The organism is Candidatus Limimorpha sp. (assembly GCF_056203535.1).
Map to the genome: position 1 here is coordinate 25,009 of NZ_JBADWU010000019.1, position 11,195 is coordinate 36,203.

Consider the following 11,195-nt stretch of genomic DNA (forward strand, 5'->3'; position numbering starts at 1 on the left):
AATCATGTTAGTCATCGGCATTGCAGGCGGTTCGGGTTCGGGAAAGACCACTGTCGTTAAGGAATTAGTAAGTCAGTTACCGAAAAATTCCGTTTCAGTCATTTCACAAGATGCTTATTATTACGATAACGGATTCCGCACCCCGGAAGAGAAAAAAAGCATCAATTTCGACCATCCCGATGCCATCGAATGGGATTTGCTGATCGACCACATCGACCGCCTGAAAAACGGTGAAACGATTCCGATGCCAATCTACACCTACGTCACCTGCGCCCGTTCAAAAGAAGTGATTCTTGTGCAACCTACGGAAGTCATCATTGTTGAAGGCATCATGGTTTTGACCAATGAGGATTTACGCAAACGCATGGATATCAAGATTTTTGTCGACACCGACAGCGACGAGCGCCTGATGCGCATCATCCGCCGCGACATTGCCGAACGCGGCCGTACATGGGAAGATGTCTTGCGTCATTACCAGACCTTCGTAAAACCTATGCATCAGCAATTTATCGAGCCGACCAAACGCGTTGCCGACATCATTTTGCCACGCGGATCAAGTCCGGTAGTGATTGACATTCTGGCTTCGAGAATCAGGATGCATTTGAAGAAATAATGATTGAAAATCAACTTGTCTTGATGGTACACAAATCACCAATAATTATTCATCAATTTGGTTTTCAAATAATTAATTTTTATCAAAACTAATCCTCTGAATCATTTGTGCCAATTTGCGTTGACGCATATTTTTACTATTTTTGCCGTTTAAATATTCATTCAAAATGAAACGTTTTCTATCAATCTTTACCTTACTGGCCTTGATGACAGCATCAGTCAGTTCATTTGCTCAGAAAAAGAAACCTGACTGGAAGAGATGGCACTATCTCTCCGAAGAAGAAATGCACAACACCACTCGTGGTGTCAATTTCGTTCAGACCGACCCGCCGACCGGCACACCACGTTTCGTGGCCGAATTTGAACCTATGCAAGGCGTGTTGATCCGTTATCCACTCGGTATTCCGGAAAGCCTTGTGGTTCAGTTGGCTAACAACTGCCATGTTTATTGCGTGGTGTCAAGTTCATATCAAAGCGGTGCTCAAAATACTTTCCAAAATGCAGGCGTGAACATGAATAACGTGACTTTTGTCAATGCGCCGACTGATTCCTATTGGGTCCGCGACTATGGTCCGTGGTATATTTTCGAAGACCGCGAACCTGCCATCGTTGATAATGTCTATAACCGTCCGCGTCCAAACGACGACAATATTTCAGGTGTTTTTGCCAATTTCTGGAACATCCCGATGTACGGCATGAACCTTGAACACACCGGCGGCAACATGATGGAAGATGGCCGTGGCCACGGCGTCAGCGACGAATTGGTCGTTCAGGAAAACGGCTACAACGAAGCCAATGTCCGCGAAAAGATGCGCGACTATCTGGGCATCGACCCTTATCACATCACCATCGACCCGCAAGGCGACTACATCGCACACGTCGACTGCTGGGGCAAATATCTGGCTCCCGACAAGATTTTGATTGCCCGTTTGCCACAAAGCAATCCGCGTTACCAGTATTATGAAGAAGTGGCCGAATATTTCGAGACCACCAACTGCTGCTGGGGCTATCCTTACAAAGTGTACCGCGTTGATGAACCAGGCGGCTACACCTTGGCACCTTACACCAACAGCCTGATTCTGAACCATTCGGTTTATGTTCCATTGGGCACCAACCCGACTTACAACACCAATGCTTTGGCCGTTTATCAGGAAGCCATGCCGGGCTATGAAATCGTTGGCGTTGAAAACAACAATTACAGCATTGGCTGGGAAAACACCGATGCACTGCACTGCCGCACCCGTGGCGTGATGGATTTCGACATGCTTTTCGTCGACCACCGCAATGTGATTTTCGGCGAACAGGAATGGCAGGAATCCATCCCAGTAGTCAGCAAGTTCATCGCTTACAGCGGCGAAGCCCTCAAAGCAGACTCTTTGCTGGTTTATTACAGCATCGACGGCGGTGCCTATCATACTGCCCACATGACTCCAACCGGCAATCCTGACGAATACGTCGGATACATCACTGGTTATCAGGGTAGTTCGGAAATCGATTATTACGTTTTTGGCGCCGATGAATCAGGACACCGCTACCAGCAGCCGGTTTTCGGTGAGTTAGACCCACACCATTTCACGATGGAAGCACACGAACCGGCAGGCGAACTTGTCATTACGCCTGACACGCTGTGGTTCAATTCATTCACTGATACACAGTCCTTTACTTTGAAAAACGAAACTGCAAACGCCATCACCATTTCGGATATTCTCTACGACCAAGACTATCATCTGATAGGCGATTATGGCAATCCTGAAATTCCGTACACCTTACAGGCCGGTCAATCCGTGACCTTCAATGTCGTTTTCGATGCACTCTTCCCTCCCGGAAAAGATGATGTTTATTTCATTGGTGAAATTAAGGTTGTTACCTCTCTTGGAGTTAGAACAATAACGGCCATGATGCAGAAAACCATTTGGGATTTAGGATTAGTGCTGTTTGGTTCTCCAGGCGTGTATATTGAAGATGAAAATGGTGCGCAGGCTGTTCTGCAAAACCGTAATTTTGGCACGCATGAAAGCATTGTGATCAATTCCATCGAAGAAGATGTTGCAGCAGGCGAAGCTCCGATTTTGGCCATTGAGCCTGAACATGAACTTCCATACACATTGACCAGCAATGAATATTTTAGCATAAACATTAGAGCCATGCTGGTGCTCAAAGGTTATGCAAACACTACAGTCACCGTTCAATCGACTGACGGCGAACTGCAATTCTATGTTTCGGTGAATGAAAACCTGCTGAATGTTTCGGAAATCAAGGACGAAATCAGCATTTACCCGAATCCATCTAATGGAATCTTATACATTGAAAACCAAGGCAATGCCAGCACATTCAGCATCAGCAATATGCTCGGGCAAACCGTTATGACAGGCAACATTACCGACAACCAGACCATTGATGTTTCGCGATTGGATGACGGAATGTATTTCATCTGCATTGGACAGCGGACTGTGAAATTTGCGGTCCGGAAATGATTCTTCGGACATCCGTGTGGAGACGTTGCGTGCAACGTCTCTACATGGATTGATTTGTAAAAAATCGCCGATTTTCGGGCGTAAACGCGCGGAAACTATCAAAAAAAAGCAGTTTCCGCGCGTTTACGCCCGAAAAATGATTATTTTGACATTTTAGAGACTATATGCAAAAGATTCCCTTTCGCAAGCTCAAGGGAATGGAGTGCATGGTTGAGTCGGACAAGCGGCGGCAATTGATGTTTGCGTTTAGTTGAAGTCAGGTCGCCGCCGCCTTTTTACAAATCCCTAAGCACTCCTTTCCCGTCTCGACGGGAATCTGATAAAGCCAAACATAATGCACACTGATAAATTGGACTTAAGCCACTTTGAAGTTTATCGGTTAACCGAAATTTCCATGAAAATCAACAGAAAAATAAGGTGTTGCCCTAATTTTCTTATTTTTGCAAAATCCATTCTTGTAAATCAATCTTTAAATCATTGAATTTTAAATCTTTAAATTATAATCATCAGATGAAAAAAGCATTAGGAATCGTTACACTTGGACTCATGGGATTATTCATTATCGCATCATGCAAAAAAGATCCTAAGCCGGACGAACCAAAGACAACCATAGTTTTCGGTGACACAATTGACATCCAGGTTTTTCATTTTTCCGAAAATGATGTTCAGTATAATTCTGCTCCGAATAATTATTACTGGCATTATTCCATTGATATTGATAATGACCAGGTGGAAGACCTCTGTTTCCGTTGGGAAGATGTTGGGTCGCCTGGTATTGGACGCGATATCATATCAACAGTGTTGTGTACAAATGATCATGTTGCCTTGTCGGGCGAACTTTATGATTATAACATTTATTACAATGAATCGGTAAGCGAATATATTGCTGGAGATGGTCTTTATGTTGTTGAATCGTTATATAAATTTAGTTGTCAGCCAATTACAGATTCTGACAGCATAGTTGAAACTCACGAACAGCTGAACCTTTACGACAAGAGCGAAGGAGAATCCATCGACTTGACAGACTCCTACTTCACTATGAATGTCAGGTTAAGGAACCGTAATTACGAATGGGGGGACGCTAATTTTGTCGGAGACACTGTTTTTGCATTCAGGCATTTGGAATCATACAAGGAATGTGACTATTTTCCGCAAGATGAAGTCAGATATATCGGTTTTAAATACACGGACAACGGCAACGACAAATTGGGCTGGGTGAAATTCATTTTAGGTTCAGACGGTATCTTCACGGTGTTGGAATCTGCCATTCAGAAATAATTTGGAGACATTGCGTGCAACGTCTCTACATGGGAAAATTCCATGAAATTCAACAGAAAAATAGGGCGTTGCCCTATTTTTCTTATTTTTGCAATTTCCATTCTTGGAAAAGAATCTTTAAATTGTTGAATCTTAAATCTTTAAATGAAAACTGTACAAATTACCAACTCATTTCGACTGGCTCAATGAGCGAGGAATCCCGAAAAACCTCAAAGTCTCGCGACCTCGCCGTCTAAAAATCCAAATGTCTAATTGTCTAAATGTCCAAAAGTCAAATCTTTAAATTATTAAATATCAAATCTTTAAATCCAATTTCATGAAAAAAGTATTAGGAATCATTGCACTTGCCATTCTCGTTTCAGTTGGCAGAGTGTATGCCGATGAAGGCATGTGGCTCCCAATGTTCGTGGAGCGTTTGAATTACGTCGATATGCAGAAAATGGGTCTGCAGCTGACACCTGAAGAACTGTACAGCATCAACCACAGCAGCTTGAAAGACGCTATCGTTGGCCTCGGCGACGATGCCAAGCCACGCGGTTTCTTCTGCACGGGCGAAATCGTTTCCGAACACGGCCTGCTGTTCACCAACCACCACTGCGGTTACGGTTCAATCCAGAAGCTCAGCTCAGTCGAACACGACTATCTGAAAGACGGTTTCTGGGCAAAGAACTATTCCGAAGAACTTCCTGCTGCCGACATGACCGCTTCTTTCCTCATCCGCATGGAAGATGTCACCGAAGCCGTTTTGAGCGTTGTCACCGACGACATGGACTTCATCGCACGCAACCAGGCCATCAATGCCAAGGCAAAGGAACTCGAAGCCGCTGCTTCTGAAAACGGCAAGTACAATCCTGTCGTCAAAGGTTTCTTTGAAGGCAACGAGTACTATATGTTTGTTTATCAGGTCTATACCGATGTCCGTTTGGTTGGCGTTGCCAATTCATCCATCGGTAAGTTCGGCGGCGACACCGACAACTGGATGTGGCCTCGTCACACTGGCGATTTCTCCATTTTCCGCGTCTATGCCGACAAGGACGGCAATCCTGCTGCCTATTCAAAGGACAATGTTCCGTTGACTCCAAAACATCATCTTCCAATCAGCTTGGATGGTGTCCAGAAAGACGACTTCACCATGATTTGGGGTTTCCCAGGTTCAACCGAACGTTACATGTCATCCTACGGCATCAACTACAACGTTGAAACCTTCTATCCTCTGATTATCGACATCTTCGGCAAGCAGCTCGAAGTGATGGAAGAATACATGAAGGCTGACGACGAAATCAACCTGATGTATGCCGACAACCACGCTGGCTTGGCCAACACTTGGAAGAACTTCATCGGCCAGTGCAAAATGCTCCGCAAGAACAAGGTCGAAGAAACCAAGGTCGCTATGGAAAAGGACTATCAGTCATGGGTTTATGCCGATGCTAAGCGTCAGGCTGAATACGGCAAAGCCCTCACCAACCTGAAGAACGCTTACGAAACCCTCGGCGATGTTGCCAAGTATGTCTATTATCCAAACTTCATCGCCAACATTGGTGCTGCCGGCATTGCTGCACAATTCAGCACTTATTACGATGCAACTAATGATGTTGAAAAATATACAAAAGCATTGAAAAAAGCCAAAAAGGATCAAAAAGCTTTATATGCCGACTCTTTGAGCAATGCAAAAATGATTCAAGAAATGGCTTTGGAACAAATTAAACAGATGAATGTTGATGAATTGTTTGCCGAAACAAATCCACAAGTCGAAAAGAAGACCTTCTGCGAAATGCTGAAAGTCTACAAGAACGCTTTCAAGGCCAACGAACTGCCTGAAATCTACAACATCATCGACAAGAAATTCAACGGCGACATCGATGCATTCACTGAAGAAGTCTATGCTAATTCTCTTTTCGCTACACCAGAAAGTGTTAAAGCTTTCATCGCTAATCTTAAAGCCAAAAAGATTGGTGAGGATTACGCTTACATCATGTCATCCTCAATGATGAAAAAGCTTATGGAAAACGTTCCTGCTTACCGCAATGCCATGAACACCGTTTCCGAAAACGACCACATCTTCGTCAAAGGTCTGCGCGAATATTACGCTGCCACACAGCCTGAAAAGAGCCTTTATCCGGATGCCAACTCAACCATGAGAATGAGCTACGGTTCGGTTCAGGACTATCAGCCAGCCGATGCAGTCCACTACGACTATGTCTGCACCGCTAACGGTATCCTCCAAAAGTATGTTCCAGGCGACTACGAATTTGATGCTCCAAAGGGCCTCATCGACCTCATCGAAAAGAAAGACTTCGGCGTTTACGCTGACGACAACGGCGAACTCATCGTTTGCTTCCTTTCGACCAACGACATCACCGGCGGTAACTCAGGCAGCCCGATCATGAACGCCAAGGGCGAACTCCTCGGCCTTGCCTTCGACGGCAACTGGGAAGCCATGAGCGGCGACGTGAACTTCGAGCCAAAACTCCAGCGCACCATCAACGTTGACATCCGCTACGTGCTCTTCATCATCGACAAGTACGCAGGCGCCACCAACCTGATTGACGAACTCGACATCCACAAGGCCGAGCCTCAGCCAATCCGCGTGGAAGAAAATATCTAATCCGTAGAAACGTTGCACGCAACGTCTAAAAACGATTAACATAAATGATTTATGAGGGTGACAAAAATGAATGTCACCCTCTTTTTCTGACTTTGACAACTTTTCTTAGTTTTTTTGTAACGATTTAATACACAGTGATTAAGAAAAGTTTTTGGGTGACTTGGGTGACGCATAGTCAAAGTCTGGAAATGGCAGATTGCGCCAAAAATTATTATTAATATTCGATAAAATTCAATCGTAGAAGCAAAATAAAAGAATATATCTTATTTTTGCAGTTGACGAATTTTGGTTTTATGTCTACAACAGCTCCACATATAGTGCAATATCAAGGGTCGAAACGTGTTTTGGCACCGCAAATCCTGATGTATATGCCCCAGAAGTTTGATAGACTTGTGGAACCTTTCTGCGGAATGGCAGCAGTCAGCATAGCAGTAGCTCAAAAAAGATATGCAAACCGTTTCCTTATTAATGACATCAACACTCCTTTGGTGAATATATTGAAAAAATCCATAGAAGCGCCCGATGAATTACTTGCTGATTATGAAGCACTTTGGAAAGGCCAATTTTCATTTGAAGGTGGAAGTCTTGCCCATTACAATTATGTCAGGGATTGTTTCAACGAAGGTTACCAAACACCGGAAAACATGCTGTATTTATTGGCAAGATGTGCCAAAGGCTCTGTCAGATATGGCAGAAACGGCAATTTCAACCAGTCGCCCGATAAAAGGCGTTTTGGAACAAATCCTGACACTTTATCACGAAATGTCCACGCCGTTTCATCATTATTGTATGGCAAAACGGAATTCTATTCGTTGGATTACCGTGAAATTCTGAAAATGACAAAGAAAGGTGATGTTGTTTATATGGATCCGCCCTATCAAGGGGTGTCGAATGTGCGTGATTGCCGCTATGTGGCAGGTGTGTCTTTTGATGAGTTTTCGCAATCGGTAGAGGAACTTAACAGCAAAGGGGTCGATTTCATCATCAGTTATGATGGAAAATGTGGTGAAAAGGAATATGGCGAAGATTTGCCTATGGAATTGGGATGCAAGAAAGTGATGCTGAAAGCTGGTTTTTCCAGTCAATCAATATTATTGGGAAAGAAAGAAATCACATACGAAGCTTTGTATATCAGTAAAGGACTTATGAAGGAATCTTCAACAAACTAATAACTGATTTTATTGATTATTAATGAAATAAATATCTGCCTTATGAAAAAATTAGCAATTCTCATTCTTAGTGTATTATTCACTTTTTCACTTTCGGCTCAAGTGGAATACATTTACGATTTCAACAGCTTGCAGACGGGCACGCAGTGTTTGAATGGTCAGGACGGCTGGTCGACGCATTATCAGACTGCTGGTTCATCACAGGATTTCGATGTTGATTACACTGCCGATGGTGGCATTACACCAGATGAAAGCATTGGCGTTTGGTATCCTTACGGCGGTCCGGGCGTGGGTCGTACCGCTACCCGAAAGGCAAGTCCGGATTTCAATTTCTCTTTCCAGAATGGCGGCATCATGGATTTTGAAATCGATGTGCAACGCAACTGGTGGGGCTGTTTCTTTGGTGTCGGTTTCGATGGCGATGGCGACGGCAACATTCTTCCCGGCATGACCGAAAGCGATGGCGGCGTGTATATCCGCATCAAGCAGGAAGGTGCTGAAAATCATTCCACTTTGAATCTGCCTAACGGCACTTCCATTGCTTTCGATTATGATGAAGGCGGCTGGGCGCGTTACAAAATGTCGTTCGATTTCGGCGCTTTCGATGGCGAAGGTTCTGTCACGGTTTTCGTGATGCCAAACTGCGATGGCGAATGGATTCAGCAGGCGGCTGCCACCAATGTCAACATGCACCTTACGCCGGGTTCAGGCAATATGTCGGACTATCAGGTTTGGGATGGCGTTTATTTCCATTCACAAGGCGGAACGGGTGCTTTCGATAATATTCTTGTCCGTCAGCAACCCGATGGCAATGCACAACTCATTGATATGGCCGACATTCCTAATCAGCTGATTTTCAACAATCCGATTACTTTGACGGCTACAGCTTCATCAAATCTGCCAGTCAGTTTCGAAATGATGGAAGGTCCGGCCACTATCAGCGGCAATGTGCTGACTTTGACTGGCGAAACGGGCATCGTGAAACTCAAGGCTTCGCAAGCTGGCAACGACCAGTGGCTTCCTGCTCCTGATGTCGTCAAGACTTTTGAAGTCGTCGACCCGTATGCCTACGAACCTGAAGTGAAAATCCGCCGTCCTTTCGATGGCACGAAAGTCTATATGGATGCTCTTCATCCAGTGATGCTTGTGGTTTCGGCATACATTGAACATCCCGAAGTCATCAAGTTCACGGATATTACTTGCTCAATTGACGGTCAGCAAATTGCCTTGCACACCGATTATCCCGATAATCCGGACAATGGCTATTATTACAATGTCTGGACACCAAGCGCATTCGGCACTTACAACATGACGGTCAGCGTAACACAATCGGGCGATAAGACCACGACTTTCACCAATTCCTTTGAAATCACCAATCAGATTGATAACACTTTGAATGTCGTAACGATGAATGGCGACATGATTTGTACGCCTTCCATCCAGAGCGTGAGAGGCGAATATGCAATGCCTTCACATGTGGGAGCTTTCAATGACATTGTGGCGCATTATAACCATAATTGCGTGAATGGCAACTGTGATGCTTACGATAGGGTAGGTGGAGTGAAAATCAGAAACTACCGTGGCGAATGGGTTGAATTGTTCCGCTATATTTCTCCATTTGGCGTTCAGTGCGAGGATGAAGTGAATGTCAGCGACTACACTTCCTTGCTGCAAGGTTTGGTTGAGTTTGAATATTATTTCGAATCGTGGAGCGGGTCGGGCTACAATCCTGTCCTGACTTTCACTTTCACCAAAGGCACGCCTGAATATCTCTATGCCGATGTTGATGAAATCTGGTTCGATATGTACGGTTTTGGCGATTATGCCAACCAGCAGCCTGTTCCAGTGGTCAACTATCAATTCAGTGATAAGGCCCAGGCCGCAAAACTGAAAATGACGACTACGGGACACAACTGGAGCAGTGGTCAGAACGGCACTTACAACACAGGCAATGCAGCTGAATTTTACGAAGCCACGCACCATATTTTAATCAACGGCGAAAGCAAATACGACCAACATCTTTGGAGAACTTGTAACCCGAATCCGGCAGGCTGTTCGCCTCAAAACGGCACTTGGACCTACAATCGCAGCGGCTGGTGCCCAGGTTCCATTGGCATGGTCTGGGATTTCGACTTGACAGATTACATTTCCGCCGGCAGTGCCGAACTTTTCTATCAGTTCGACCCGACTTATCTCGACTACTGCCATCCGAATCACCCGGATTGCATTGATGGCCAGACCTGCACTGATTGCGCAGCACCCGATAATCCGGTTTTGCGCGTGGCGGGCAAGGTCATTACTTTCAGCAATGACGAGGAAATGGTGCTGAGCGTCAATCCGATTGAGACGGAGTCCTCATTCACGGCAAGCCTATATCCGAATCCTGCCAAGAACTTGCTGACCATCAAGACGGATTACGACAAAGGCGCTGTCAGCGTTTTGGTGCTGAACATGCAAGGTCAGGAGGTGATGTATTTCACTGTCGAAGGCCAGCGCACCATTGATGTCAGTCGTTTGCCAGCAGGCATTTACACCGTGAAGATGCTTGGCGGCAGCGTGGTGACACAGAAAGTGGTGATTGAATGATAAGTTTTTGGATTTCTAAGATTTTTTCGTGATCCTCAAATCCGCAAGTAATCCTCCAAAGGAACCACTCGGGTAAGAAAGTGCCGGGAAAGGCCAATCATGCTGGCGATGACGTGGATTTTGTCCGATTTGGGCACACCTTCCCCTTACCCCACAATGCGACTTGAGGCAATACGCAGATTTTAACCGCCAAGAAAGGATTCCAAAGCGTTTATAAGCAAAGTGTTGAGTTTGTCTGCCGTATTGAAATCATAGGTCTTTCTCGTATCGGAAGTATATGAGATGTTTTCCTGTGTCAGTTCCTTGATGGCTCTGAGGATGGTATCAGAGCTGCATGTACGCAAGGTCGGATGATACGACAGATGACGCATCAGATGTGATGTTACATCCTCCACGCATGAGCCGCCACAGAAGTACACGCTCATCAGAGAACGGACTATCTCGCTGAATTTGTATCCGATGATACTGCTG

General features: G+C 45.1%; 6 protein-coding genes and 1 pseudogene. 6 read left to right on the forward strand and 1 reads right to left on the reverse strand.

Features of this window, described 5'->3' with window-relative positions:
• The first annotated feature begins 4 nt into the window (after nucleotides 1-4).
• From udk to AC06MN_RS02145, 6 genes are all read left to right on the forward strand, one after another.
• Nucleotides 5-613, forward strand: a complete 609-nt coding sequence (gene udk / locus AC06MN_RS02120) for a uridine kinase (protein ID WP_475670701.1) — start codon at nucleotides 5-7, stop codon at nucleotides 611-613.
• A gap of 166 nt (nucleotides 614-779) precedes the next feature.
• Entirely contained in the window at nucleotides 780-3,086 is a 2,307-nt protein-coding gene (locus AC06MN_RS02125; RefSeq protein WP_475670702.1) for an agmatine deiminase family protein, read from the forward strand.
• Between the two features lie 510 nt (nucleotides 3,087-3,596).
• Nucleotides 3,597-4,364 (forward strand): hypothetical protein, encoded by a 768-nt coding sequence (locus AC06MN_RS02130; protein ID WP_475670703.1) that lies wholly within the window; start codon nucleotides 3,597-3,599, stop codon nucleotides 4,362-4,364.
• Nucleotides 4,365-4,680: 316 nt separating this feature from the next.
• Nucleotides 4,681-6,969 carry a S46 family peptidase gene (locus AC06MN_RS02135; RefSeq protein ID WP_475670704.1) on the forward strand — a complete coding sequence of 763 codons (2,289 nt, stop codon included), beginning with the start codon at nucleotides 4,681-4,683 and terminating at the stop codon, nucleotides 6,967-6,969.
• Between the two features lie 293 nt (nucleotides 6,970-7,262).
• Complete coding sequence (locus tag AC06MN_RS02140; RefSeq protein WP_475670705.1) at nucleotides 7,263-8,138, forward strand: Dam family site-specific DNA-(adenine-N6)-methyltransferase; 876 nt, start codon at nucleotides 7,263-7,265, stop codon at nucleotides 8,136-8,138.
• Between the two features lie 42 nt (nucleotides 8,139-8,180).
• A complete protein-coding gene (locus AC06MN_RS02145; protein WP_475670706.1) occupies nucleotides 8,181-10,724 on the forward strand; it encodes a peptide-N-glycosidase F-related protein in 2,544 nt (847 codons plus the stop codon).
• A gap of 203 nt (nucleotides 10,725-10,927) precedes the next feature.
• Here the strand turns inward: AC06MN_RS02145 and AC06MN_RS02150 are convergent.
• Nucleotides 10,928-11,195: pseudogene (locus AC06MN_RS02150) on the reverse strand (IS1380 family transposase); the annotation flags it as partial.

What these genes read in the sequence shown, in the direction of transcription:
- AC06MN_RS02135 (WP_475670704.1), top strand. Translation starts at nt 4,681, where the DNA reads ATGAAAAAAGTATTAGGAATCATTGCACTTGCCATTCTCGTTTCAGTT.
- udk (WP_475670701.1), top strand. Translation starts at nt 5, where the DNA reads ATGTTAGTCATCGGCATTGCAGGCGGTTCGGGTTCGGGAAAGACCACT.
- AC06MN_RS02130 (WP_475670703.1), top strand. Translation starts at nt 3,597, where the DNA reads ATGAAAAAAGCATTAGGAATCGTTACACTTGGACTCATGGGATTATTC.
- AC06MN_RS02145 (WP_475670706.1), top strand. Translation starts at nt 8,181, where the DNA reads ATGAAAAAATTAGCAATTCTCATTCTTAGTGTATTATTCACTTTTTCA.
- AC06MN_RS02140 (WP_475670705.1), top strand. Translation starts at nt 7,263, where the DNA reads ATGTCTACAACAGCTCCACATATAGTGCAATATCAAGGGTCGAAACGT.
- AC06MN_RS02125 (WP_475670702.1), top strand. Translation starts at nt 780, where the DNA reads ATGAAACGTTTTCTATCAATCTTTACCTTACTGGCCTTGATGACAGCA.